At 69.3% G+C, this 25,279-nt stretch carries 18 protein-coding genes and 3 pseudogenes; 14 read left to right on the top strand and 7 right to left on the bottom strand.

Annotated elements, in window-relative coordinates; all coding sequences use genetic code 11:
• The first annotated feature begins 288 nt into the window (after window positions 1-288).
• A complete protein-coding gene (locus tag RDV84_RS25430) occupies window positions 289-2,391 on the top strand; it encodes a S46 family peptidase (protein ID WP_309153778.1) in 2,103 nt (700 codons plus the stop codon).
• A gap of 125 nt (window positions 2,392-2,516) precedes the next feature.
• On the opposite strand, the gene RDV84_RS27230 is transcribed toward RDV84_RS25430, so the two are convergent.
• Window positions 2,517-2,582, bottom strand: coding sequence for a DUF6053 domain-containing protein (locus RDV84_RS27230; RefSeq protein ID WP_425606339.1), 66 nt, complete (start codon window positions 2,580-2,582; stop codon window positions 2,517-2,519).
• A gap of 331 nt (window positions 2,583-2,913) precedes the next feature.
• On the opposite strand from RDV84_RS27230, the gene RDV84_RS25425 reads away from it, so the two are divergent.
• Window positions 2,914-5,025, top strand: a complete 2,112-nt coding sequence (locus RDV84_RS25425) for a S46 family peptidase (protein WP_309153777.1) — start codon at window positions 2,914-2,916, stop codon at window positions 5,023-5,025.
• A 96-nt stretch (window positions 5,026-5,121) separates the two neighbouring features.
• Here the strand turns inward: RDV84_RS25425 and RDV84_RS25420 are convergent, their stop codons facing one another.
• The 3 genes from RDV84_RS25420 to RDV84_RS25410 form a co-directional block, all read right to left on the bottom strand.
• Window positions 5,122-5,355 carry a DUF6289 family protein gene (locus tag RDV84_RS25420; RefSeq protein WP_057946691.1) on the bottom strand — a complete coding sequence of 78 codons (234 nt, stop codon included), beginning with the start codon at window positions 5,353-5,355 and terminating at the stop codon, window positions 5,122-5,124.
• Window positions 5,356-5,593: 238 nt separating this feature from the next.
• Window positions 5,594-5,821, bottom strand: a complete 228-nt coding sequence (locus RDV84_RS25415; RefSeq protein ID WP_309152043.1) for a DUF6289 family protein — start codon at window positions 5,819-5,821, stop codon at window positions 5,594-5,596.
• 301 nt (window positions 5,822-6,122) lie between these two features.
• Window positions 6,123-6,338, bottom strand: a complete 216-nt coding sequence (locus RDV84_RS25410) for a DUF6289 family protein (protein WP_309152042.1) — start codon at window positions 6,336-6,338, stop codon at window positions 6,123-6,125.
• Window positions 6,339-6,919: 581 nt separating this feature from the next.
• Between RDV84_RS25410 and serA the strand changes: the two genes are divergently transcribed.
• A complete protein-coding gene (gene serA, locus RDV84_RS25405; protein WP_057946694.1) occupies window positions 6,920-8,482 on the top strand; it encodes a phosphoglycerate dehydrogenase in 1,563 nt (520 codons plus the stop codon).
• 4 nt (window positions 8,483-8,486) lie between these two features.
• A complete protein-coding gene (locus tag RDV84_RS25400; protein ID WP_309152041.1) occupies window positions 8,487-9,131 on the top strand; it encodes a histidine phosphatase family protein in 645 nt (214 codons plus the stop codon).
• A 781-nt stretch (window positions 9,132-9,912) separates the two neighbouring features.
• Here RDV84_RS25400 and RDV84_RS25395 read toward each other — a convergent pair.
• Entirely contained in the window at window positions 9,913-10,974 is a 1,062-nt protein-coding gene (locus RDV84_RS25395) for an IS30 family transposase (protein WP_057945874.1), read from the bottom strand.
• 416 nt (window positions 10,975-11,390) lie between these two features.
• On the opposite strand from RDV84_RS25395, the pseudogene folC reads away from it, so the two are divergent.
• Window positions 11,391-12,632, top strand: a pseudogene (gene folC / locus RDV84_RS25390) (bifunctional tetrahydrofolate synthase/dihydrofolate synthase); the annotation flags it as partial.
• Window positions 12,535-12,741, top strand: a pseudogene (locus tag RDV84_RS27225) (DUF6053 domain-containing protein); the annotation flags it as partial. The pseudogenes folC and RDV84_RS27225, both read left to right, overlap by 98 nt.
• On the opposite strand, the pseudogene RDV84_RS27220 reads toward RDV84_RS27225, so the two are convergent.
• Window positions 12,675-12,836 (bottom strand): annotated as a pseudogene (locus RDV84_RS27220) (DUF6053 domain-containing protein); the annotation flags it as partial. The pseudogenes RDV84_RS27225 and RDV84_RS27220 sit on opposite strands and share 67 nt — an antisense overlap.
• Before the next feature lie 77 nt (window positions 12,837-12,913).
• On the opposite strand from RDV84_RS27220, the gene RDV84_RS25385 reads away from it, so the two are divergent.
• From RDV84_RS25385 to RDV84_RS25350, 8 genes are all read left to right on the top strand, one after another.
• Window positions 12,914-14,017 (top strand): SPOR domain-containing protein, encoded by a 1,104-nt coding sequence (locus tag RDV84_RS25385; protein ID WP_057946697.1) that lies wholly within the window; start codon window positions 12,914-12,916, stop codon window positions 14,015-14,017.
• 71 nt (window positions 14,018-14,088) lie between these two features.
• Window positions 14,089-14,958, top strand: a complete 870-nt coding sequence (locus tag RDV84_RS25380) for a CvpA family protein (protein WP_057946698.1) — start codon at window positions 14,089-14,091, stop codon at window positions 14,956-14,958.
• Window positions 14,959-15,179: 221 nt separating this feature from the next.
• Window positions 15,180-16,649 (top strand): amidophosphoribosyltransferase, encoded by a 1,470-nt coding sequence (gene purF, locus RDV84_RS25375; RefSeq protein ID WP_057946699.1) that lies wholly within the window; start codon window positions 15,180-15,182, stop codon window positions 16,647-16,649.
• A 280-nt stretch (window positions 16,650-16,929) separates the two neighbouring features.
• The gene (locus tag RDV84_RS25370) at window positions 16,930-17,754 is read left to right on the top strand and encodes a ferritin-like domain-containing protein (RefSeq protein WP_057946700.1); all 825 of its coding nucleotides are present in this window, start codon (window positions 16,930-16,932) and stop codon (window positions 17,752-17,754) included.
• 223 nt (window positions 17,755-17,977) lie between these two features.
• Entirely contained in the window at window positions 17,978-20,416 is a 2,439-nt protein-coding gene (locus RDV84_RS25365; RefSeq protein ID WP_309152039.1) for a S9 family peptidase, read from the top strand.
• Window positions 20,417-20,545: 129 nt separating this feature from the next.
• Complete coding sequence (locus RDV84_RS25360) at window positions 20,546-21,061, top strand: hypothetical protein (RefSeq protein WP_309152038.1); 516 nt, start codon at window positions 20,546-20,548, stop codon at window positions 21,059-21,061.
• A gap of 162 nt (window positions 21,062-21,223) precedes the next feature.
• Window positions 21,224-21,658, top strand: a complete 435-nt coding sequence (locus RDV84_RS25355) for a hypothetical protein (protein ID WP_309152037.1) — start codon at window positions 21,224-21,226, stop codon at window positions 21,656-21,658.
• A gap of 309 nt (window positions 21,659-21,967) precedes the next feature.
• Window positions 21,968-24,226: a TonB-dependent receptor gene (locus RDV84_RS25350; RefSeq protein ID WP_309152036.1), complete on the top strand. Its 2,259-nt coding sequence runs from the start codon at window positions 21,968-21,970 to the stop codon at window positions 24,224-24,226.
• A gap of 204 nt (window positions 24,227-24,430) precedes the next feature.
• On the opposite strand, the gene lpxH is transcribed toward RDV84_RS25350, so the two are convergent.
• Window positions 24,431-25,165 (bottom strand): UDP-2,3-diacylglucosamine diphosphatase, encoded by a 735-nt coding sequence (lpxH, locus tag RDV84_RS25345; protein ID WP_057946705.1) that lies wholly within the window; start codon window positions 25,163-25,165, stop codon window positions 24,431-24,433.
• Between the last annotated feature and the right edge of the window lie 114 nt (window positions 25,166-25,279).

Below are 25,279 nucleotides of genomic sequence, written 5' to 3'. Positions count from 1 at the left end.
CCGGCAACGCCCCGAGGCAGGCGCACCGGCATGTCCCGGTGCCGCCGAACCTGGAGGCAAGCCGGGGGCCCACCAGCCCAGGCCCCCGGACTGCGACCGACGCCCCCGCCAGAGCCCGTCGACGGCCACCCCGCGTCATGGCGAGGCCGACCGCGCCGGGCTAGACTCTGAGACCGTTTTTCCGTACAGATCAGGGGTATACGCATGCGCTACACGGTTTTGGCCGCCGCCGTCGCGGCAGGGACGTTGAGCTTGGGGCTGCCGGCCCCGGCCGGCGCGGTGGAGGGCATGTGGGTGCCGCAGCAGTTGCCGGAGATCTCCGGCCCGCTGAAGAAGGCCGGGCTCAAGCTCGATCCCAAGCAGTTGGCCGACCTCACCGGCGACCCGATGGGCGCGGTGGTCTCGCTCGGCGGCTGCACCGCCAGCTTCGTCTCGCCGCAGGGCCTGGTGGTGACCAACCACCACTGCGCCTACGGCGCGATCCAGCTCAACTCCACCGCGCAGAAGAACCTGATGCGCGACGGCTTCAACGCCGCCGCGCCGGGCGACGAAGTCTCCGCCGGCCCGGCCTCGCGCATCTACGCGCTGGATTCGATCCGCGACGTGACCGCCGAAGTCAACGCCGCCATCGCCGGCGCCGCGACCCCGATCGAACGCACCCTCGCCGCGCAGGCCGTGGAGAAGCGTCTGGTCGCGCAGTGCGAGGCCGAGCCGGGCTACAGCTGCGAGATCTACAGCTTCTTCGGCGGCGTCACCTACCGCCTGTTCCGCAACATCGAGATCAAGGACGTGCGCCTGGTCTATGCGCCGCCGGGCAGCATCGGCAACTACGGCGGCGAAGTCGACAACTGGATGTGGCCGCGCCACACCGGCGATTTCTCGTTCTACCGCGCCTACGTCGGCAAGGACGGCAAGCCGGCCGAGTATTCCAAGGACAACGTGCCTTATCAGCCCAAGCACTGGCTGAAGATGGCCGACAAGCCGCTGGGCGAGGGCGACTTCGTCATGGTCGCCGGCTATCCGGGCCGCACCAACCGCTACGCCCTGGCCAGCGAGTTCGAGGCGACCCAGAGCTGGACCTACCCGACCATCGCCCAGCACTACAAGAACCTGGTTGCGCTGGTCGAGCGCACCGCCAAGCAGGACCCGGAAATCGGGGTGAAGTACGCCAGCACCGTGCGCGGCTGGCAGAACACGCTGAAGAACTACGACGGCCAGCTGGAAGGCTTCAAGCGCATCGACGCCGGCGCCAAGAAGCACGCCGACGAGGCCGCGGTGCTGGCGTGGCTGCGCAAGCGCGGCGAAGCCGGCAAGCCGGCGCTGGACGCGCACGCCAAGCTCGAGGAGCTGCAGGCGAAGAAGGCCGATCATCGCGCCCGCGACCTGATCTATTCGCAGCTGCGCCGCGGCGGCGCGATCGGCGCCGCCGGCACCGTGTACCGCGTGGCGGTCGAACGCGCCAAGCCCGACGCCGAGCGCGAGCCGGGCTACCAGCAGCGCGACCTGCCGGAGATCAAGGCCGGGCTGGAGCAGATGGACCGCCGCTACGATGCGCGCATGGACCGCGAGCTGCAGGCGTACTGGCTGCGCGAGTACGTCAAGCTGCCGGCCGGCGAGCGCATCGCCGAGCTCGACCGCTGGCTCGGCGGCAACGACGAGAAGGCGATCAAGCGCGCGCTCGACAAGCTGGCCAAGACCAAGCTCGGCTCGCTCAAGGAGCGCGTGGCGCTGCTCGGCGCCGACCGCGCGGCGCTGGACAAGAGCCGCGACCCGGCGATCGAGCTGGCCAAGGCGCTGCTGCCGGCGAACCTGCGCATGGAGCAGGAAGACAAGACCGCGCTCGGCGAGACCCTGGTCGCGCGTCCGGCCTACCTGCAGGGCGTGATCGACTACCGCAAGAGCCAGAAGCAGGCGGTGTATCCGGACGCCAACTCGACCCTGCGCATCACCTTCGGCAACGTCAAGGCCTACACCAAGCTCGACGGCAGCAAGCAGGCCGCGTTCACCAAGCTCGAGGAAGTCGCGGCCAAGGCCACCGGCGCCGATCCGTTCGACGCACCCGATTCGCTGCTGGAGGCCATCGCCGACAAGCGTTACGGCGGCCTGGAAGACAAGCGCCTGAAGACGGTGGCGGTGAACTTCCTGTCCGACCTGGACATCACCGGCGGCAACTCGGGTTCGCCGGTGCTCGACGGGCAGGGCAAGCTGGTCGGCCTGGCCTTCGACGGCAACTGGGAGTCGGTGAGCTCGAACTGGGTGTTCGATCCGACCATGACCCGCATGATCGCGGTCGACCAGCGCTACATGCGCTGGATCATGCAGGAGGTCTATCCGGCGCCGCAGGTGTTGCGCGAGCTGGGCGTGGCGCCGAAGGCGGCGAAGAAGAAGTAAGCGCTGTGCAGATCGCGTAACCCGGAACGCCAGCCCTCGGGCTGGCGTTCTGCTTTTGTGGCAGTGGCGCGAGCCTCGATGCTTTGCGCTGTTGTGGGAGGGGCTTCAGCCCCGATGCTCTTGTCTCAGATCGCGGCGACCTGAGCGGAAAGCATCGGGGCTGAAGCCCCTCCCACAAGAGCGACAAGCATCGGGGCTCAAGCCCCTCCCATAAGAGCGACAGGCATTGGGCTGAAGCCGCTCCCGCAAGAGCCGGCATCGCCGGGCCGTCGCGCTAACGAAAATTTTAGTTTTCGCCACGGGAAAAATTAGTACAGCGTTAAACGACACAAGCCTCTTCGCGATATTGCCGCGACGACGCTTTTGCCAATGGCCTTCACAGTTTTCCTCAGGCTAGACTCGACCTCCCTCGAACCCCGGGACGTCTTGATGCAATACGCGGTGCTGGCCAGAGCGATGGCGATGACAGGGACGTTGCTCAGCGGCTTGGCCTGGCACGGCGCGGCGCGCGCGGTGGAAGGCCTGTGGATGCCGTCGCAACTGCCCGAGCTGGCCTCGGCGCTCAAGCAATCCGGCGCGCGCGCGAACGCCAAGCAACTGGGGCAGTGGGCTGATCCCAAGGGCGATCCGCTCGGCGCGGTGGTGCCGCTCGGCGGATGCACCGCCAGCTTCGTCTCGTCCAAGGGACTGCTGCTGACCAACCACCATTGCGCGCTCGGCGCGATCGCGCTCAACTCCACCGGCCAGCGCAACCTGCTGCGCGACGGCTTCAAGACCGGCACCAACAACGAGGAAGTCTCGGCCGGGCCGAACGCGCGCATCTACGTGCTCGACTCGGTCCAGGACGTGACCGCGAAGGTGCAGTCCGCGCTGTCCGCCGCCGCCGATCCGGCCGCGCGCATGGCCGCGCTGGACGCGCTGGAAAAACAACTGGTGAGCGAGTGCGAGCGCACGCCGGGCTACGGCTGCCGGCTCTACAGCTACTTCGGCGGCAACCGCTTCGAACTGCAGCGCAGCCTGGAAATCCGCGACCTGCGCCTGGTCTACGCGCCGCCGGAGGGCATCGGCAACTTCGGCGGCGAGAACGACAACTGGATGTGGCCGCGCCACACCGGCGATTTCGCCTTCTACCGCGCCTATGTCGGCAAGGACGGGCGGCCGGCGCCGTATGCGATCGACAACATCCCCTACCAGCCCAAGCGCTGGCTCAAGATCGCCGACAAGCCTTTGGGCGCGGGCGATTTCGTCATGCTCGCCGGCTTTCCGTCGCTGACCAACCGCTACGCCATGGCCGACGATTTCCAGGCCAACGCCGAGTGGACCTATCCGACCGTGGCCGCGCACTACAAGCGCCTGGCCGCGCTGGTCGAGGCCGAAACCCGCAAGAACCCGCAGGCCCAGGCCAAGTACGCGCCGACCGTGCGCGGCTGGCTCGGCGCGGCCAAGAACTACGAAAGCCAGATCGAGAGCTTCCGCCGCGCCGGCACCGCCCAGCTCAAGCGCAACGAAGAGAACGAACTGCTGGAATGGCTGCGCGGCAAGGGCGCGGCCGGGCAGCCGGCGCTGGACGCGCATGCGCGCCTGGTCGAGCTGGGCAACCAGGCGCGCGCCGAACGCGACCGCGACCTGATCCTCGGCCAGCTCGCCGCCACCGGCGCGCTGTGGAACGCGACCCAGCTCTATCGCGGCGCGATCGAGCGGGCCAAGCCCGACGCGCAGCGAGAGAGCGGCTTCCACGACCGCGACCGCGGCGCCTACGAAAACGGATTCAAGCAATTCGACCGCCGCAGCGACGTGCGCGTGGACCGGCAGGTGCTGGGTTACTGGCTGCACGAGTACGTCAAGCTCGGCAAGGAGCACCGCGTCGCCGCGATCGACCAATGGCTCGACGGCGACGACGAGAAGGCGATCAAGCGCGCGCTCGACCGCATCGGCAAGTCGCGCCTGCTCGGAGTGGAGCAGCGCGCCGGTTGGCTCAACGCCGAGCGCGCTTCGTTCGAGAGCAAGGACTCGCTCAAGGACGGCGCGGTCGGCTTCGCGGTCGCGGCGATGCCGATCCTGCTGCAGATGGAGCAGGAGATCCGCGCGCGCGCCGGCGAGACCGTGGCCGCGCGCCCGGTCTATCTCAAGGCGCTGGCGGATTTCCGCAAGAGCGTCGGCCGCATCGCCTATCCCGACGCCAACGGCTCGCTGCGGCTGAGCTACGGCACGGTCACCGCGTACACCAAGGACAACGGCGCCAAGCAGTTGCCGTTCACCCGGGTCGAGGAGATCGCCGCGCGCCACAGCGGCGCCGCGCCGTTCGCCGCGCCGCAGCCGCTGCTCGGCGCGATCTCGGCCAAGCGCTACGGCGCGCTGGCGGACAAACGGCTGGAGTCGGTGCCGGTGAACTTCCTCGCCGACCTGGACATCAGCGGCGGTAATTCCGGCTCGCCGGTGCTCGACGGCCAGGGCAAGCTGGTCGGCATCGCCTTCGACAGCAACTGGGAGTCGGTGAGTTCGAGCTGGCTGTTCGATCCGGCCGCGACCCGCACCATTTCGGTCGACCAGCGCTACATGCGCTGGGTCATGCAGGAGGTGTTCCCGGCGCCGCGCCTGCTGGCGGAGATGGGCGTGCCGGCGTCGGGCAGGTAAGGCGAGAAGTGAGCGCAGAGGAGTGAGTAGCGCCTTGCTTTCGCTCGCTCCTCACTCCTCTGCGCTCACTCCTGTTCTGCTTTCAGCCTTGTCGGATCAATCGCGCGGCGGCGGGCACACCATATGCCCGCTGCTGTACTTGGCGGTGCGCACGCCCGATTCGGTGTACACGCCGCTGCAGCTCAGCTCGGCCTGGCCGACCACGTTGCCGGCGGCGTCGAAGTAGAAATAGAACTCGCCGATTTCGTCCGGGCCCGGCGGGCGGGCGAGGGCGGCGGTGGCGACCAGGGCGGCGCTGAGGCCGAGACCGAGGGCGAAAGACTTGCGCATGACGAACTCCTGTTGACTGTGCGGAAGATGGACGTCGGCGGCCTTGCGGCGCGGACGCTGGCGGGATCTTCGACGCGCGGTGCGCGCTCGCATCGTGACGTCGCTCGCGTCGGAGCGGGGCGTGCGCTGCGTGGGTCGGTTCGATCGTGTGTTGCGGCAGTGCGATGGTGCGGTGCGCGCGATGGCGCCGGGCGCTCGCGGCGTCTGCGGATGGCGGACGCGAGCGCGGGCGCGCCGATTACGGCTCCGGATCGCAGAGGTAGTAACCGACGTCGTAGTTCTTGGTGAACTTGCCCCAGGCCTCGGGCGTGCCGTCGCAATGGATCGACGATCGGCCGACCACCGCGCCGTTGTCGTCGTAGTACGTGTAGATCTGGCCGGGACCGGTCGGACCGATCGCCGCGACCGCGGCGCCGACCACGGCTAACGCCGCCAGGCCGAGCCCCAGAGCGAATGTCTTGCGCATGGTGAGTTCTCTCGAAGTGCCGGCAGATCGCCGGCGCCACGAAGCTAGGCTTCGCGCTCGGTTTACTCACGTGACATCTAACACCTGATCGTCGCTTTGTGACGATGGTCGTACGGACAGGCGCGCTGCGCGTTCGGAATCGGGAATTGGTCGAACGCATCGAGGCGCGCGGGTGGGGCCAATGCGTTGCGCGCCTGCCGCGATCGCGCTACGACGCTCGCGGCGGCCGTATGCGAAACGGTGAAAACGAAAACGGCGGGGTCGCCCCCGCCGTCGCGTTCGCTGTCTGCGTTCGCCGCGGTCAGATCCCGCAGACCCAGTAGCCCATGTCGTAATCGTCGGTGACTTCGCCCCATTGGCTGAGGTTGTTGTCGCAGTCGCGCGACTCGCCGCCGACGAGTTCGCCGTTGCGGTAGTAAGCCGCGTACTCGCCGCGGCCGACGAACACCGCCGAGGCGGCGGTGGCGAACAGGGTCAGGCCGAGGCCGAGGGTCAGGACCAGTGTCTTCTTGCTCATGAGGCGCTCCTTGTCGTGATGAGATCGCCGGGCCAAGCCCCGGCGCGGTGCGCCTGCGCGGACGGCGCGGGGCAGGCGGACGATGCGCGTTCGGCGCGATGCCGGGCGGGGCGTGCGAACGGTTCGCGCGACGCCTCGTCCCGGCCGACTCCGTCCCTGGTCCCCGGCGGCCGCGCCGGCGGCGGCCGCCGCGTTTCGGCCGCTCGCAAGCCAGCTTAGGAACGCACCGTGCCGGCGCGCAAGGCGCTGCGCACCGGCAGTGCGACAGGCCGCGGCCGTATGTTTATGTTCGTGCGTGCGCGGGCGCGATGCGGCCGCGGTCGCGGGCCGCGCACACGCCGCTTGCAATGCCCGCGCGGCCTGCCGTAGGCTGCGCGGGCAGTCGCGGATTCCCATGCCAGCCGGCCCCGTCTCCCGACCCGTGTCAGAAAGCCGCCCCCAGGGCGGCGCCGCCCCAGGCGGTCCCGGTTCCCGGCCCCCGATGGGCTCGCGGCGCCGGAGCACCCCAGGCGATCTTTCCCGCAGTGCCGGCTCGCAAGCGTGTCCTCGTCTGATCCCCTCACGACCTGGAGCTTGCGACGATGAAAGTACTGGCCTGCGATGGCATCCACGAAGACGGCTTGACCCTGTTCCGCGAAGCGGGCTGGGACGTCGTGGTGTCCGACCCGATCAAGGATCCCGCCGCGCTGACCGAAGCGCTCAAGGGCGTGGACGCGGTGCTGGTGCGTTCGGCGACCAAGGTCCCGGCCGAGGCGCTGGCGCAGGCCGCGAACCTGCGCGTGATCGGCCGCGCCGGCGCCGGCGTGGACACCATCGACGTCGACGCCGCCACCGCGCGCGGCATCGCGGTGATGAACGCGCCCGACGGCAACACCCTGGCCGCGGCCGAACACGCGATCTCGCTGCTGTTCGCGCTGGCCCGCCACATCCCGCGCGCCGACGCCGGCATGAAGGCCGGCGAGTGGCCGAAGAACGGCCTCACCGGCTTCGAACTGGAAGGCAAGAAGCTCGGCGTGATCGGCCTGGGCCGGATCGGCGGCACGGTCGCGCGCAAGGCCCAGGGCATCGGCATGGAAGTGGCCGCGCACGATCCGTTCCTGCCCGCGTCCGCCGCCGGCAAGGGCAGCGTGCCGCTGAAGACGCTGGAGGAGCTGCTGGCCTGGGCCGACGTGGTGACCCTGCACATCCCGCGCACCAAGGAAACCACCAACCTGCTGTCGGAAGCGAGCATGCGCTCGATGAAGAAGGGCGCCTACCTGGTCAACGCCGCGCGCGGCGGACTGGTCGACGAGGCCGCGCTGCTGACGCTGATCGAGGAAGGCCACATCGCCGGCGCCGCGCTCGACACCTTCGTCACCGAACCGCTGCCGGCCGACTCGCCGCTGCGCGCGAATCCCAAGCTGATCCTGACCCCGCACCTGGGCGCGTCCACCAGCGAAGCGCAGCAGGCGGTGAGCACGATCCTGGCGCGGCAGATCATCGATTTCGTCGCCACCGGCGCGGTCGCCGGCTGCGTCAATCTGCCGCCGCTGACCGCCGAGGCCGCGCGCGAAGTCGGCCCGTGGATGCCGCTGATGTCGGCGCTGGGCCGCCTCGCCGCGCGTCTGGTGCCGGCGCCGACGCGCTTGGAAATCACCTACGCCGGACGCACCGAGGCGCTGGATACGCGGCCGCTGTCGCGCCTGTTAGTGGCGGCGCTGCTGGGCACCGCGTCGGGCCGCGTCACCCCGGTCAACGCGCTGCAGGAAGCCGCCGCGCGCGGGCTCACCGTGTCGGAAACGCTCGGCGGCAACGGCGACGGTTTCGATCGCCTGCTCAAGCTGCGGGTGATCGGCGAGAAGCGCACGCGCGAGATCGAGGCGACCTTGCACCGCGGCCCGCGCGTGGTCCGCCTGGACGGCGTGGAGATCGAATTCGACCCGCAGGCGCACGTGCTGCTGCTGCGCAACGAAGACCGTCCCGGCATGATCGGCGCGGTCGGCTCCACCCTCGGCGCGGCCGGCGTCAACATCGTCAACTTCGCCCTCGGCGCGGCCGGCGACGGCCAGGCGCGCGCGGCGATCACGGTCGACCGTCCGGTCGACGACGCGCAACTGGCGGCGCTGCGCGCGACCCCGGGCATCCTCTCGCTGGCGCAGGTGTAAGCGCATGCGCATCCTGCTCGCCCGCCACGGAGAGACCCCCTGGAACGCGGAAGGCCGCTACCAGGGGCAGGAAGACATCGCGCTGTCGCCGGTCGGCGAAACCCAGGCGCGCGCGCTCGGCGCGCGCCTGCGCGAGGTGCCGATCACCCGCGCGGTGGCCTCGCCGCTGTCGCGCGCGCGCCGCACCGCCGAACTCGCGCTCGGCGAAGAGCGCACGCCGATGCTCAAGCTCGACCCCGGCCTGATGGAGATCGCCCACGGCACCTGGGAAGGCCTGCTCGCCAGCGAAATCCGCGAGCGCGACGGGGACCGCCTGCGCGCCTGGCGCGAGACCCCGCACGAGGTGCTGATGCCCGGCGGCGAATCGATCGTGCACGTGCTCGACCGCGCCTGGCCGGCGTTCGCGAAGGCCTGCGAAGGCCTGAAGGACGACGACACCTTGCTGGTGGTCGCCCACGACGCGGTCAACCGGGTGCTGCTGTGCCGGATCCTCGGCATCCCGCTGGCGAAGCTGTGGACGTTCCGGCAGGCGCCGACGACGCTGAACCTGCTCGAAGGCGATCATGTGGACCGGTTGGACGTGGTGCGCTTGAACGATTGCAGCCACCACACGGCGTTGTTCGGGGAGGCGGTGCATCGGGCGTTGTGAGCGCGGCCGCACGACGATTGGGCGCGGCCTCGGAGGAGGCCGCGGTTGCGGATTTCGCCGGCGTTGGAGTTTGTCGCGGTCGCGGCTCGCGCCGTCCCTAAAGGACCCTGGCTGGTTTCGTCTGCGGTTGCAGGGGCGGGCAACGCAACCACATCGTCCCTTGCCCACCGTCATTCCGGCGAAAGCCGGAATCCATTTTGATCTTGCCGTTGCCGTTGCTTGTGCTCGCCCTTAAGCCCGATGAAGTCGTCCCGCAGCCCCGGAGGGCGTGCGCATGGATGCGCACGCGCGCCATGGGGCAGGATGCCCCTTATGGCGCGGCCCCGCGCCGCTTTCGAGCCATAGTGGCTCTTGATCCAAAAAAATAAGGCCTTTTCTTTGGTTACTTTCTTTGTGGCTTCAGACAAAGAAAGTGACCCGGCCGCTTGCGGACGGAAGCCCTTGATCTTCGCTTGTCGTCACCCGAACGAACACACAAAGGCAGAACCCACCGCGGCACGCCCCCTGTAGGAGCGGCGCAAGCCGCGACCGCGCCACCGCAAACACCGTGAAAGTTACGACGTAGTTGCGTCGCCGCGGTCGCGGCTCGCGCCGCTCCTACAGTCGGATACGCAACCCCACAACCGTCATTCCGGCGAAAGCCGGAACCCACGCTGACGTTGCTGCTGCCTTCGCCGTTATCGATGTGTCGCGTGACGACAAGCCACCATCAAGAGCTTTCGTCCGCAAGCGGCCGAGCTACTTTCTTTTGTCAGCGCGACAAAAGAAAGTAGCGGCGGAGTCAATGTCCAAGTGCATCACCCTGCGCCCGCGGGTTTTTGAGTTCCTCATAGAGCACCTCGACGGGCGAGCGCCTGCCCAGGCTACGACGGGGGCGGTTGTTCATTTCCCACGCCACCTCCTTGAGGCGCTGCGCAGAATGCACCGACAGATCGGTGCCCTTGGGAAAGTATTGCCGCAACAAGCCGTTGGTGTTTTCGCAGGTTCCGCGTTGCCACGGGCTATGGGGGTCGGCGAAGTAGATCGCTAAACCAGTGCGTTCGCTCAACTGCCGATGCGATGCCATTTCCTTGCCCTGGTCGTAGGTCAAGGTCTTCTTCAAACTTTCCGGCACACCTTCGAACGCCGAGCTGAAGGCCTCCAGCACCGTGTGCGCGGTCGCGTCGGCGAGCTTGACCAGCTTGACGTACAAGGTGCGGCGGCAGACCAATACCCCAATCGCCGAGCGATTGTGCGCGCCCACGATCAGGTCGCCCTCCCAATGCCCCGGCATCAGGCGCTCATGCGCGGCCGGCGGCCGCAGGCGGATGTTGGGTAGATCCGGCAGATGGCCGCGGGCGTCGCTTCCCTGGCGCGTGCGGCGGCCGGACTTGCGCCCCTGCCGCAGCAGACGGGTCACCTGGCGGCGCAATTCGCCGCGCGGCATCGCATAAATCGCGGTATAGATCGTTTCGTGCGACACGCGCAGCCAGGGCCGGTCCGGGTACAGATCGCGCAGTTTGTCGGCAATCTGTTGCGGCGACCAGCACCGTTCCAGCCAATAGCGCACGCGTCGCCACAGCACGGTGTCGCGTCGCAGCTTGCGGCGCACCCGCGCCCGCCGACGCAGCCGTTGGGCCCGCCGGCCCGCCCGGGTCGCATCGTAGCCAGGGTCGAAACGGGGGCGTCCGCGCAGCGGCGGCCCCGAATGGGACCGAAACCCATTACGGCGCAACTCGCGAGCGATGGTGCTTTGCGCCCGACCCAACGTCTGGGCGATTTGCCGTCCGCTCGCCCCTTGGGCGATCAAGACCATGATGGCCCCGCGCTCTTCTGCGCTCAGATGTGAATACTGCTGGCCCATTCACAGTGCCTCACTGAGGTGATGCACTTGAGGTTAGAGACCAGCAGCCAAAGAAAAACGCTTGTTTAAGGTCAAAAGCCACTAGGTCCAGCTCCGGGCGCGGGGATGCGCCGTAAAGGGCATCCATGCCCCTACGGCGCACGCGCGCATCCATGCGCGCGCCCTCCGGGTCTGCGAAACAGTGGTCTTCGGTGAGGTGGCGTCCAAGCCAAGAGCAACAGTAAGAGCAACAGCAACAGCAACAGCCGATTCTCCAGACGCCGGCTGGGCCCAGGAGGATTCTGCCGTCCCGCAGCGATGACCTCGACACCGCCACGCCATCCCGAAACACCGACGCCCCGTCCCCGTGGATCCGCAACGACCCAGCCTGAGCGGCGGACCGTCCGGCCGGCGCCAGGATCGGCGACAATAGCCGCATGCAAACCCGCTCCCTCGCCGACTGGCTCTCCCACATCGAACGCATCCACCCCAAGTCCATCGACATGGGCCTGGAGCGCATCCGCGAAGTCTCCAAGCGCCTCGGCCTGACCCGCCCCGGCCGCGAAGTGATCACCGTCGGCGGCACCAACGGCAAGGGCTCCACGGTCGCCTTCATCGAGGCCATCGCCCGCGCCGACGGGCGCCGGGTCGGGGCCTACACGTCGCCGCACCTGCTGGCCTACAACGAGCGCATCCGCATCGACGGCGCCGATGCGGCCGATGCCGACATCGTCGCCGCGTTCGAGGCCATCGAGGCCGCGCGCGGCGAGGTCGCGCTGACCTATTTCGAATACGGCACCCTGGCCGCGCTGTGGCTGTTCGAGCGCGCGGGGCTGGACCTGGCGATCCTCGAAGTCGGCCTCGGCGGCCGCCTGGACGCGACCAACATCGTCGACGCCGACGTGGCGGTGATCACTACCGTCGATCTCGACCACCAGGACTACCTCGGCGACGACCGCGAAAGCATCGGTTTCGAGAAGGCCGGCATCGCCCGCGGCTTCAAGCCGTTGGTGCTCGGCGACGACGATCCGCCGTCGAGCGTGCTGCGCCACGCCTACCTGATCGGCGCCTCGGCGGTGCGCGCGGGCTGCGATTTCTTCTTCGCGCCGGCGCCGGACGACGAGGCGAGCTGGAACTGGCGCGAGGTCGGTTTTGAGGTCGAACTGCCGCGCCCGGCGTTGAGCGCGCCGGTGCAGATGCGCAACGCCGCGGTCGCCATCGCCGCGCTGCGCGCGCTGGATACCGCGCCCAGCGATGAGGCCTTGGCGCGAGGCGTGGCGCAGGCGCGCGTGGCCGGCCGCCTGCAGCGGTTCGAACGCGGCGGCACCGAGATATTGGTCGATGTCGGCCACAACCCGCAGGCCGCGCGCGAACTGGCCGCCTGGCTCGACGCGCAGCCGCCGCGGCCGACCCGGGCGGTGTTCGCCGCGCTCGGCGACAAAGACGCGGTGGGCGTGGTCGCGGCCCTGGGCGAGCGCATCGCGGCCTGGCACCTGGCCGGGCTGAGCGGCCCGCGCGGGGTGTCGGTGGAGGCGTTCGCCGAACGCCTGCGCGGCGGCGCGGCCGAAGCCGGACAGCGCCATGCCAGCGTCGCCGAGGCCCTGGCGGCGGCGCGCGCGGCGGCGGGCGAGGGCGAACGCATTCTCGTGTTCGGCTCGTTCCACACCGCGGCCGAGGCCTTGCAGGCGCTCGCCGACGGGTAGGCCGTTTGCGGTGGAAGGGTCTTCAGGCCCGATGCTTTGCTGCCTGATCGCCGCGACCGGACAGGAAAGCGTCGGGCCTGAAGGCCCTCCCACAAGAAAACCTGCTCTAAAGGCTTCTTTCTGTTCCCTGCGCACAAACCCTGTGCGCCGCGTGTTTTTCTGAATGCCCGGCCGAGCCACACCGCCCGTGCCCGGTCCTTTCGCCGCCCGGGGGTATAATTCGCGCGGCACCCCGGCCAGCGAGCGACTGAGTAGCGATGGAACCTGCCCTGAAACAGCGATTGATCGGTGCGTTGGTGTTGGTCGCACTGGCGGTGATCTTCCTGCCCATGCTGATCAAGGGCCCGGCGCCCGAAAGCGGCGCCTCCGATGTTCCGCTGACCCTGCCCGACCAGCCGCAGGGCGGCCAGGGCGAAACCCGCGAGCTGCCTCTGGTGACCCCGGGCGACGCGCCGCAGGACGGCATGGTCGGGATGGAGCGTCCGCAGCCGGAGCCTGGCGCCGCCGCGCCGGCCGGCAACGGCCAGACCCTGCCGACGGTGGACACCGCCGCCGGCCGCCAGGGCATGCAGCCGGCCGCCGCCGCCGGCGGCGACTACGCCGTCAGCTTCGGCAGCTACGCCAGCGCCGGCGACGCCGACCGGGTCATCGCCGCGCTGCAGGCCGCGCGCCTGCCGGGTTACCAGGAAACCGCGGCCGGCGCCAACGGCCGTACCGTCTACCGCGTGCGGATCGGGCCGTTCGCGACCCAGGCCGACGCCGAGGCCGCGCGCCTGAACTCGACCAAGGTGCGCAACGACATCAACGCCAAGGTCGTCGTGCTCAACGCCGACGCCGCCGACCTGGCGTCCGGCCCGGCCCCGGCGCCGGCCAAGCCGGCCAGCACGCCCGCGCCGCTCAACGACACCAAGCCGGCCAAGCCCGCGGCATTGCCGCCGGAGCCGGCCAAGCCGGTCGCGGCCAAGCCCGCCGAGCCCAAGCCCACTGAGCCTAAGCCGGCCAAGCCGGCCGACACCAAGCCGGTCGCCGCCGCCAAGCCGGTGGAGACCAAGCCGCTGGAGCCGGCCAAGCCGGTCGAGAAGCCGGCCGCCAAGCCCGAGCCGGCCAAGCCCGCCGCCGCCGGCACCGGTTTCGCCGTCCAGCTCGGCGCCTTCGGCAACGCCGAGGAAGCCAACAAGCTGCGCGACCGCGCCCGCGCGGCCGGTTTCAGCGCCTTCGTCGAACAGGTCCGCACCGACAAGGGCACGCTCAACCGCGTGCGCATCGGTCCGGTGGTCAATCGCGCCGACGCCGACAAGCTCAAGGGCCAGGTCGGGTCCAAGCTCGGCATCGGCGATGCGCTGGTCAAGCCGCATCCGTAAGGACGCGGCCGGCGCGACCGCAACCGGCTGCCAGTGAGCGGCGGCCGCAACACGCTAGGGAGTAAGGCGCAATGACGGCTCTGGACTGGGGCTTGCTGCTGATCGTGGCCTTGTCGGCGCTGCTGGGCATGGCGCGCGGGCTGATCGGCGTGGCCATGTCGCTGGCGGCCTGGCTGCTGGCCGGGCTCGGCGCGTTCCTGTTCGGCGGCGACGTCGCCCACGCGCTCGGCGACAGCGGCCTGAGCTGGGGCTCCTATGCCGCCGGCTACACGCTGTGCTTCGCCGCGATCTGGATCGGCGTGGGCATCCTCGGCTACGTGATCCGCACCGTCGCCCATTCCTACGGCCTGTCGGAGATGGACCGGTTGATGGGCCTGGGCCTGGGGACGCTGCGCGGGCTGATCTTCGCCTGCGCGCTGCTGGTGGTGCTGGGCATGACCACGCTGCCGCGCGAGCGCAGCTGGCGCGATTCGAGCCTGGCCAAGGTGCTGATGCCGGGCGCGCAGCTGATGCGCAGCGCGCTGCCGGACCCGATGGCGGCCAAGGTCGACCTGGAAGGCCGCGGCGGTTCGCTGCAGGAAACCGTGCAGACCGAGGCCGGCCAGCTGGAAAAGAACATCAAGGGCAAGATGCAGCTGCCGACCGGCGGCCTCGACAGCCTCGGCGGCGCGCTGCCGGGCGCGTTCGGCGGCCAGGGTCCCGCGCGCGGCGACCCGGCCCAGGCGCTGCCGCAGCCGCTGCCTGAACCGCAGGCCCAGCGCCGCGGCGGCGGCAGCGGCAATCCGCTGACCGACATGCTGCCCGGCGCCTTGCGCGATCTGATGCCGAAGGTACCGTCCGGACAAGGCGCGGGCCACCGCCCGCGCGCGGGCGAAGACGGCCGGATCCAGGACGATGGCCGCCCGATCGACTCGCGCAACGACGACAAGCACGTGCAATAAGGCCCGGCGCGCAACGCTGCATCGCGCGCCGCGCCGCTGATCGATGCCGGAGGCGGCGCCATCTGTGGGCATGCCTATCCGGCCGTTTCGCTTCCGCCGCGGCCGTCGCCGGCGCCGCGGCACTGCAATTGCGGCCGCCACGGGCGATAATCCGCGCCGCCGCGGCAGGCGGCCCACGACTCACCGCGTTCCCACGCGACACCACAGGCAGGACCAGCGCTATGTGCGGCATTCTCGGAATCGTCGGCAACACGGATGTCGCCGCCCAGCTCTACGACGGACTCACCGTGCTGCAGCACCGCGGCCAGGACGCGGCCGGCATCGCCACCGCCGACGGCGCGCGCCTGCGCGTGCACAAGGGCAACGGCCTGGTCAGCGACGTGTTCGACGAAGCCTCGATGCGCCTGCTCGAAGGCCGCGTCGGCATCGGCCACTGCCGCTATCCCACCGCCGGCAGCGAAGGCTCCGACGAGGCCCAGCCGTTCTACGTCAACTCGCCCTACGGGATCGCGCTGGCCCACAACGGCAATCTGATCAACACCGACACCCTGCGCCGCGAGGTGTTCGAGCAGGACCGCCGCAACATCAATACCGAGTCCGACTCGGAAGTGCTGCTCAACGTGTTCGCGCACGAGCTCGACCGCCAGCGCGCGCTGACCCCGGAGGCCGCGTTCGCCGCGATCGAGGGCGTGCACCGCCGCTGCGTCGGCGGTTACGCCGTGGTCGCCACCGTGCTCGGCCTGGGCCTGGTCGCGTTCCGCGACCCGCACGGCATCCGCCCGCTGGTGCTCGGCAAGCGCCGCATCGGCAATCAGGACGAATACGCCGTCGCCTCCGAATCGGTGGCGCTGGACCTGCTCGGCTTCGAGCGCGTGCGCGACGTGCGTCCGGGCGAAGGCATCGTGGTCACCGCGCGCGGCGAGCTGTTCTCGCGCCAGTGCGCCGAGGTGCGCAAGCACACGCCGTGCATCTTCGAATACGTCTACTTCGCCCGTCCCGACTCGATGATGGACGACGTCTCGGTGCACAAGGCGCGCATGCGCATGGGCCAGACGCTCGGCGAGAAGATCCTGCGCCTGCGCCCGGACCACGACATCGACGTGGTCATCCCGATTCCCGACACCTCGCGCGACTCGGCCCTGGAAATCGCCAACACCCTCGGCGTGAAGTACCGCGAAGGCTTCATCAAGAACCGCTACGTCGGCCGCACCTTCATCATGCCGGGGCAGGGCGAGCGGGCGAAGTCGGTGCGGCGCAAGCTCAACCCGATCCCGCTGGAGTTCCGCAACCGCGTGGTGCTGCTGGTCGACGACTCGATCGTGCGCGGCACCACCTCGCGGCAGATCGTGCAGATGGCCCGCGACGCCGGCGCGCGCAAGGTCTACCTGGCCTCCGCCGCGCCGGCGGTGCGCCATCCGAACATCTACGGCATCGACATGCCGTCGGCCGAGGAACTGGTCGCGCACGGCCGCAGCGACGAGCAGGTGCAGGAACTGCTGGGCTGCGACTGGCTGATCTACCAGGACCTCGACGCGCTGGAGCAGGCGGTGTCCGGGCCCAAGCACCGCATCGACCACTTCGATTCGTCGTGCTTCAACGGCGAATACGTGACCGGCGTGGAGCCGGGGTATTTCGAGCGCATCCAGCAGATGCGTTCGGACGACGCCAAGAAGACCCGCCGCGCTTCGTGAGCACGGCGGCGGTGCCGGGGCGGTGGGTTTTCGCTGCCGCTCCTGCTTCCGCTGCGGAGCCCGGTTTGTGCGTCTCCCCCAATCCGTCATTCCTGCGAAAGCCGGAACCCATTTTTGCCGTTGCTGTTGATGCTTTCGCCCGCACCGCACGAGCAAAATCGAAATGGGTTCCGGCTTTCGCCGGAATGACGGTGTCGGGAGGACGGGGGGTGCGAAAGATGCGCGATGATCGCGCTACCCGCATCGCCGCCCTCCGTTCGCTCCTATCGCCGCCGCCCGCATGACCGCCATTCCCGCCACCTTGTTCGACGCCGCCCGTGCCTGCCTCGACGCCGCCACGCCCGAAGCCAAAGTCGAACTGACTTTCGCTTGCGCCAGCGCGTTCGCGCGCGGCGAGCTGGCGACGCCGGACGATGCGCCGCCGCCCGAGCCGATCCGCATGCCCGGACGGCCGGCGAAACCCGCGCTGGTGCATCCGCGCGAACTGCCCAAGCGCGGCTTCGGCACCGCCGAGGGCCGCGCCGCCTTCGTCCACGCCATCGCCCACATCGAATTCAACGCCATCGACCTGGGCTGGGACGCGGTCTACCGCTTCCGCGGCCTGCCGGCGCAGTTCTACGCCGACTGGGTCGGCGTGGCCAACGACGAGGCGCGCCACTTCCAGCTGCTGCGCGACCGCCTGCGCGAGCTGGGTTACGACTACGGCGATTTCGACGCCCACAACGGCCTGTGGGAGATGGCCGAGAAGACCGCGCACGACGGCCTGGCGCGCATGGCCCTGGTGCCGCGGGTGCTGGAGGCGCGCGGCCTGGACGTGACCCCGGGCATGATCGTCAAACTGCGCTCGATCGGCGACGAAGCCACCGTCGCGATCCTGGACACCATCCTGCGCGAGGAAGTCGGCCACGTCGCCGCCGGCTCGCGCTGGTTCCGCTGGTACTGCGCGCGCGCCGGCGTCGATCCGAACCCGCGTTTCCGCGAATTGCTCGCCGAGTACGCGCGCGCCGTGCTGTACGGCCCGTTCAATTTCGATGCGCGCAGCGCCGCCGGTTTCGACGACGAAGAGCTGCGCATGCTGGAAGCCTTCGCCAACACGCGCGACTGAGCCGACCGGCGCTGAACGCTTTTGCAGGAGGGACTTCAGTCCCGACGCTTTCCGGTCCGATCGCCGCGCACCGAGCCTAACGCATCGGGACTGAAGTCCCTCCCACAAAAAAACACACCTGCGCGCGTTCGCTGCGCCGCATCACCCCGCCACCCGCGCGCGCAAAGCGCGGCCGCGGCGGATATGCCATGGTCGTCGTTCCACAGACAGGGAAGGGGAGACTGTGAGAACGACGATTACGCTGATCGCCGCATCGCTGTTGGCCTGCGCGCCGTTGCACGCGCACGCCGCCGGCCCCGGCGCGGACGACTACGCCCGCGCCGAGAAAGTGCTCGATTACAACCTCAAGGGCAAAGTGCGCAACGCCAAGGTCGATCCGAACTGGCTCGCCGACGGCCGCTTCTGGTATCGCCGCGACGGCGCGGCGGGCGCCGAGTACGTGTTGGTCGATCCGGCCGGGCGCAGCCGCGCGCCCTTGTTCGATCCGGCGCGCCTGCGCCAGGCGCTGGCCGCGGTCGCGGCGGACGCCGACCCGGCGCCGCGCGCGGTGTGGATCGAAGACGGTGCGCTGCGCGGCCGTTTCGCCGCCGGCGCGGTCGCGCTGTCGTGCGACCTGTCGGCCTACCGCTGCGAGAAATCCGCGTTGGCCGTGGCCGATCCGCTGTGGCTGGCCTCGCCCGACGGTACCCGCGCGTTGCTGGTGCGCGAGCACAACCTGTGGCTGCGCGACCTGCGCAGCGGCGCCGAACGCCAGCTCACCCGCGACGGCGAGGAGCATTACGGCTACGGCGTTCTGCCCGATTTCGCCCTGCACGCGGTGCCGCGACAGCAGGGCAAATGGAAATCGGCGCCGATGACGGTGAGCTGGTCGCCCGACGGCAAGCGGGTGTTCGGCACCCGCTACGACGAGCGCAAGGTGCAGCCGTACCCGATGGTGGCGATGGCGCCCGAGGACGGCTGGAAGCCCAAGGTCTACGACATCCGCCTGGGCCTGCTCGGCGAGGCCGAAACCGCGCGCGACGAGTGGTATTCGATCGATGTCGATGCCGGCAAGGTCCACCGCATCGCGATCCCGGAGGGCTGGAACCACGCGATCGAATCCGACCTGCTGGGTTGGTCGGCCGACGGCCGCCGCGCGTATGCGCCGATCGCGCGCTACGACCGCCCGGCGCGCATGCAGCTGACCGAGATCGAGCTCGACAGCGGCAAGACCCGCGCGTTGCTGGAAGAGCGTTCCGACACCCGCATCCAGCTCAACGACTTCCTCTACAGCCGCCCGGCGGTGGCGGTGCTGGGCGCGCGCGACCAGATCGTGTGGTTCTCCGAGCGCGACGGCTGGGGCCATCTCTACCTCTACGATCTGCGCGACGGCCGATTGATCCGGCAGATCACCTCGGGCAAGTGGCTGGTGCGCGACGTCATCGGCGTCGATGAAGCGCGCGGCGAAGTGTTCTTCACCGCCGGCGGGCGCGAGCCCGGCGATCCCTACCAGCGCCGGCTGTACCGGGTGTCGCTCGACGGCGGCGAGCCGACCTTGCTGACGCCCGAAGCGGCCGACCACGCCATCGAGGCCGGCGCCAGCGCGATCCTCGGCGGCCCGCCGAACGACCAGCTCTCGCCCGACCGCGCTTACGTCGTCGACAGCTATTCCACCCTCGACGCCGCGCCGCGCACGGTGCTGCGCTCCACCCGCGACGGCGCGATCGCGCTGGAACTCGAACGCGCCGACGACAGCGCCGTGCGCGCAGCCGGATGGGTGCCGCCGCAGCGGCTCAAGTTCACCGCCGCCGACGGCCGCAGCGAGATCTGGGCCACGGCGTATTTTCCGCCGGATTACTCGCAGGAGAAGGCCCGGCCCAAGCAGTATCCGGTGATCGACGCGTACTACGGCGGCCCGCAGATCAACAACGCGCCGGTCGGTTTCGTCGATGCCACCGCGACCACCAATCCGATCTCGCGCTCGGCGCTGGCGCGGCTGGGCTTCGTGACGATCACCATCGACGCGCGCGGCACGCCCGGCCGTTCGCAGGCGTTCCACGACGTCAGCTTCGGCGATTTCGCCGATCCGCAGATCGACGACCATGTCGCGGCGATCAAGCAATTGGCCGAACGCTTCCCCGGCACCGACACCGGTCGCGTCGGCGTCTACGGCCATTCCTTCGGCGGCTACACCTCGACCCGGGCGATGCTGTACCGGCCGGATTTCTACAAAGTCGCGGTGTCCTCGGCCGGCCCGCACAACTACCAGGGCATGTACGGCGGCGGCGTCAACGGCCTGGAGCGCCTGCTTGGGGGGCCGCCGGACTACGGCAATGGCCGCCACGTCCAGCCCACGCCCGGCGCGATACCGGAAAATTACCGCAAGCTCGACAACGCCGCCCTGGCCGACAAGCTGCAAGGCAAGCTGATGCTGGTGCTCGGCGATCTCGACGAGAACGCGCTGCCGGCGGTGACGTTGCAGTTCTCCGCGGCGTTGATCCGCGCCAATAAGGACTTCGACCTGCTGTACCTGCCGAACCAGAACCACGAACTGTTCCGCAACGACGCGTATTACACCCGGCGGATGTGGGATTACTTCGTCGAGCACCTGGGCGGGACCAAGCCGCCGGTCGGATACAAGCTGGCGCCGCCGCCGGGCAAGCCGACCGGGCAGGTGTTCTGAAGCGGGGTTCCCCGCAGGGGCGGTAGTCCGACGAGTCCCCGCGCCGCCGCTGTGGCGCGGCGCGGGGCGGTTTCGGCGATACTGGCCGCGCTTCGGCAAGCACGTTGCGATGAGGACGGGGATGCAAGGATGAGATACCGAGCGCTGCCGCGCGCGCAGGCGATCGCCTTGGCGGGTTACCTGCGCCATGTCGATCTGTCCCTGCATCGAGCTACCTGGATATCCCGCGGCGAGGTCGCGCAGTACTTCGTCGAACGCAGCGCCGGGCTGGCGCAGGTGATCGATCATCTGGCCGCGATGCCGCAGGTACCGGCGGCGCAGCCGTTGTCGCGTTGGGCGCGCACGGCGCTGCGCCTGTGCAACTGCGTGCGCAGGGACCCGTTGGTCGACTATTCGCTGCTGGCGCGTGCGCACGGCGCCCTGCGCGATATCGCCGATTACCTCGACGAAGCCGCCGCGCCGACCGACGGGCGCATTTACCCGCTAAGCTACCAGCTGCGCCTGCCGTGCTTCGAGTTGTACGACGTGCTTTGCCCTTCCGACGTCGAGCGCTGCGGTATGCCGGAGCATCTGCACCAGAACCCGATCCTCGACCACAGGGTCCAGCCGATGCGCTCGATCATCGGCGAGGGCTGGCCTGGTTGAACGTAGGGGGCGGCGGACCGCGCGCCCGCCGGCGGCAGGCGATGATCGATGATGCGGCCTTGTGCCGCGCGAGGCAGACAAGGACATGGACAAGTATTCGTTGAATTTTCCCGGTGATTGCGCGGCCGACGCGCCGGCGCGAACACCGGATCGGGAATCGCCATGAACCTGCAGGAGTATCCGCACGCCGTGGACTGCGCCTGGATCGGTTCGGATCGCCACGATCGTCCCGCGGTATTCGTCACCGCGGGCGAAGGCCCGATCCCCGCCGCTGCGTTGCGCGCCGATTTCTTCCCGGTGGTAGAGGTCGAAGCGCGCGTGCTGCGCATGGGCGAGCGCCTCAACCAGGGCGTGCGGGTATTGGCCAAGGTTCCGGACCCGGGTTCTTACATCCGTCTGGCCCGGCGCGGCTTGTTCGTCTACGACTGGAGCGATGTCACCCGCCATGTCGGACATACCGACGCCTACGAACTGATGGCGGCGCCTCTGAATCCGATCCTATGTTCGCAGCTGCCCGAGGACCTGCGCACGGTGGCCCGGGCGGTGAATTTCCCCGGGCTGGCATTCGCCGATTCGCTGCAGGTAAAGGTGGAATAAAGCGTTTCCCTGCACCGGACCGCCCCGCTGCGCCGTCCAGGCCGGCCGTGGTCGAGCGGATGCTTGCGGCCGCGAACCCGTCGCATCGCGACGATAGCGACTGTCATCGAACATCGAACGGCGCGACCACGTCTGCGTCGTGATGGCAACGCGCGCACATCGATTGCGCCGAGTCGATCAAATGACGCCGATCTGAAATACCCCTTTCACACGTACCGAACAGACTTTCGGCCGTCGCTCCCCGCCGCCCGGAGCGAATGACGCGAGGGATCGCGCCAGTGGCGGTCCCCCATAAAAATCGGAAGTCCCATGACGACGAAGACGACGCTCCTCGCCGCCTCGATCCTGCTGTGCCTGCATGCCGGCGCCACGTTCGCCGCCGAAGCGTCCGCGGCCGATGCCGCGCCCGCCGATGCCGCCGCCGATGCCGGCCGCGACGCCACCACGCTCGATGCGGTCTCGGTGGTCGGCACCGGCCAGACCCGCCAGGTGCAGGCGCTGGGCCGCGCCGAGTTGCAGCGCGAGGCCGCCGGCACCAACCCGCTCAAGGTGATGGCCAAGCTGCCGGGCGTGCACTTCCAGAGCTCCGATCCGTGGGGCAACTACGAGTGGTCGAGCAAGCTCAGCATCCGCGGCTTCTCGCAGCAGCAGCTCGGCTTCACCCTCGACGGCGTGCCGCTCGGCGACATGAGCTACGGCAACCACAACGGCCTGCACATCGGCCGCGCGATCTCCTCGGAGAATCTGTCCGGCGCCGAACTCTCGCAAGGCTCGGGCGCGATCGACACCGCGTCCTCGGGCAACCTCGGCGGCACCCTGCGCTTCTTCAGCGCCGATCCTTCGGTCGAGTTCGGCGTGCGCCTGGCCCAGACCCTGGGCAGCGATTCCACCAGCCGCAGCTTCGTGCGCATGGACACCGGCGACCACAACGGTTTCAGCGCGTATCTCAGCGGCGTGTTCCACACCACCGACAAGTGGAAGGGCGACGGCCCGCAGCGCAACAGCCAATTCAACGGCAAGTTCGTCTACGCCGGTGAGGACTTCAAAATCACCGGCTTCGTCGATTCCTCGCGCCGCCGCGAGACCGACTACGCCGACCTGTCGCTGGAATCGGCCCAGCGCCTGGGCATGGACTGGGACAACTACGCCAAGGACTGGCAGCGCGCGATCGACGCGGCGGGCGGGATCTTCCGCGGCGGCGTGACCAGCGTGGACGATGCGTACTACATCGCCCGCGGCGTGCGCGACGACGATCTGGTCTACTTCAGCGCCGAGTGGAACGCCACGCCCGACCTGACCCTGGCGGCGACCGCCTACTACCACACTAACGAAGGCCAGGGCCATTGGGCCACGCCGTACTCGACCTCGCCGACGGTGCCGCTGCGCATGCGCACCACCGAGTACGACATCGAGCGCACCGGCATCATGCCGAGCCTGAGCTGGCAGATCGGCAACCATCGCCTGCAGGCCGGCCTGTGGCTGGAGAAGAACGACCACGGCGTGCAGCGCAACTTCTACGACCTCAAGCGGACCGAGCCGCCGAACGAGATCTTCTTCTACCGCAACCCGTCCGAGCGCGTGTTCCGCCAGCGCTTCGACACCGACACGCGCATGTACTACGTGCTCGACCACATGGAGTTCGCCGACGGCCGCCTGGCCGTGGACGCGGGCTTCAAGGGCCTGCGCGTGGAGACCGACGGAAAGACCCTGATCGGCGGCGCCAGCCGCGCCAGCGGCAAGCTGGTGTCGGAAGACAACTTCCTGCCGCAGATCGGCGCGCGCTGGCAGCTCGGCGAGCACGAAGAGATCTTCGGTTCGTATAGCGAAAACCTGTCGGCGTTCCGCACCGGCGTCAACGGCCCGCATTCGACCTCGCAGGCGGCGTTCGACGCGGCCGTGGCCACGCTGGAGCCGGAAAGCTCCAAGACTTTCGAAGCCGGCCTGCGCACCAGCCGCGATCGGATCGAAGCTTCGGTGGCGGTGTACCGGGTCAACTTCGAGAACCGGCTGCTGGCGATCGCGCGTTGCGCCGGCATCGTCGGCTGCGCGTCGAGCTTCGCCAACGTCGGCGACGTGGACAGCCGCGGCGCCGAAGTCACGGTGCTGTGGAAGCCGGTCGCCGGGCTGAGCTGGTACCACTCGCTGGCGTTCAACGATTCGCAGTACGAATCCGACTACCTCGACGGCGTCACCCTGGTGCGGACCAAGGGCAAGCAGGCGGTGGACGCGCCCAAGCGCCTGTACGCGACCGAGCTGCGCTGGGAGCGCGACGGCCTGGCCCTGCAACTGGGCGCCAAGTACACCGACAAGCGTTACCTGACCTACCTCAACGACTCCAAGGTCGACGGGTTCTGGGTGGTGGACGCGGCCGCGTCGTACGAATGGAAGGAGCTGTCGTGGGCGGACGCGTTCAAGCTGCAGTTGAACGCGACCAACCTGTTCGACAAGGAGTACTTCGGCAGCATCGGCACCAACGGCTTCGTGGCGTCGGACCCGAAGGGCCTGAACTACACGCTGCAGTCGGGCGCGCCGCGGCAGGTGTTCGTGACGGCGGAAGTGCGGTTCTGATCGACGTCGACCGCGCCTGAGAGGGCGGCGGATAAGCGAACGCCCGCGTAATCGCGGGCGTTCGTTTGTGTGGCGGACGCGTCGAGGGCCGGGCGCAGCGACTGTAGGAGCGGCGCGAGCCGCGACCGCGACACCGCGCATACGACGCGACCTGCTGCCCCGCGGTCGCGGCTTGCGCCGCTCCTACAGGTAGGCCATGCGGGATTAGTCGAGGGCTTGCAGGCGCAGGCCGTCGCGGTCGACGCGCAGCACCGAGCCTTGTTCGTACCAGTCGCCGAGTACCACGCGTTTGCAGGCGCGGCCGCCGGCGTCGAGCTCGTGGATCGCCGGGCGGTGGGTGTGGCCGTGGATCATCGTGTCCACGCCGTAACGCACGAAAGTTTCTTCGACCGTGGCCGGGGCGACGTCGGTGATGGTTTCCATGCGTCCGTCGTCCTTGAGCCCGGCCTGGTGCGCCTTGCTCGCCGCGCGCGCCTGCTGGGCGAAGGCCAGGCGCGCGGCCAGCGGCTGGGCCAGGAACTGCGCCTGCCAGCGCGGGTGGCGGGTCTGGGCGCGGAACTGCTGGTAGGCGACATCGTCGGTGCACAGCAGGTCGCCGTGGCCGATCAGCACCGGCCGGCCGTACAGCACGATCACCGCCGGGTCGGGCAGGATGCGCATGCCGGCGCGGTCGGCGTACTCGCGGCCGAGCAGGAAATCGCGGTTGCCGCGGATGAAGAACACCGGCACGCCCGAATCGGCCAGCGCCTTGAGCTCGGCGGCGACGAAGGCGCCGGTCTCGGCCGGGTCGTCGTCGCCGACCCAGGCCTCGAACAGGTCGCCGAGGATGTACAGCGCATCGGCGCCGCGGGCCTCGTCGCGGACGAAGCGGCCGAACAGTTCGGTGATCTGCGGGCGCTCGGCGTCAAGGTGCAGGTCGGAGATGAAGAGCGTGGTCATGCGGCTAGTTTAGGGCGTTTCGTCTGGTGGGACGGCGTGCGGGCAGGGGGACGGTTGGCTGGTTGGCGCACCGGCGCACCGGCGGCGCAGTTTTCTCTAAACCCGTCATTCCGG

It is taken from the genome of Lysobacter yananisis, assembly GCF_031199375.1.
Classification (GTDB): domain Bacteria; phylum Pseudomonadota; class Gammaproteobacteria; order Xanthomonadales; family Xanthomonadaceae; genus Lysobacter; species Lysobacter yananisis.
Note: the sequence above shows the minus strand (reverse complement) of the source record. Positions and strands in the feature narration are given on the sequence as shown.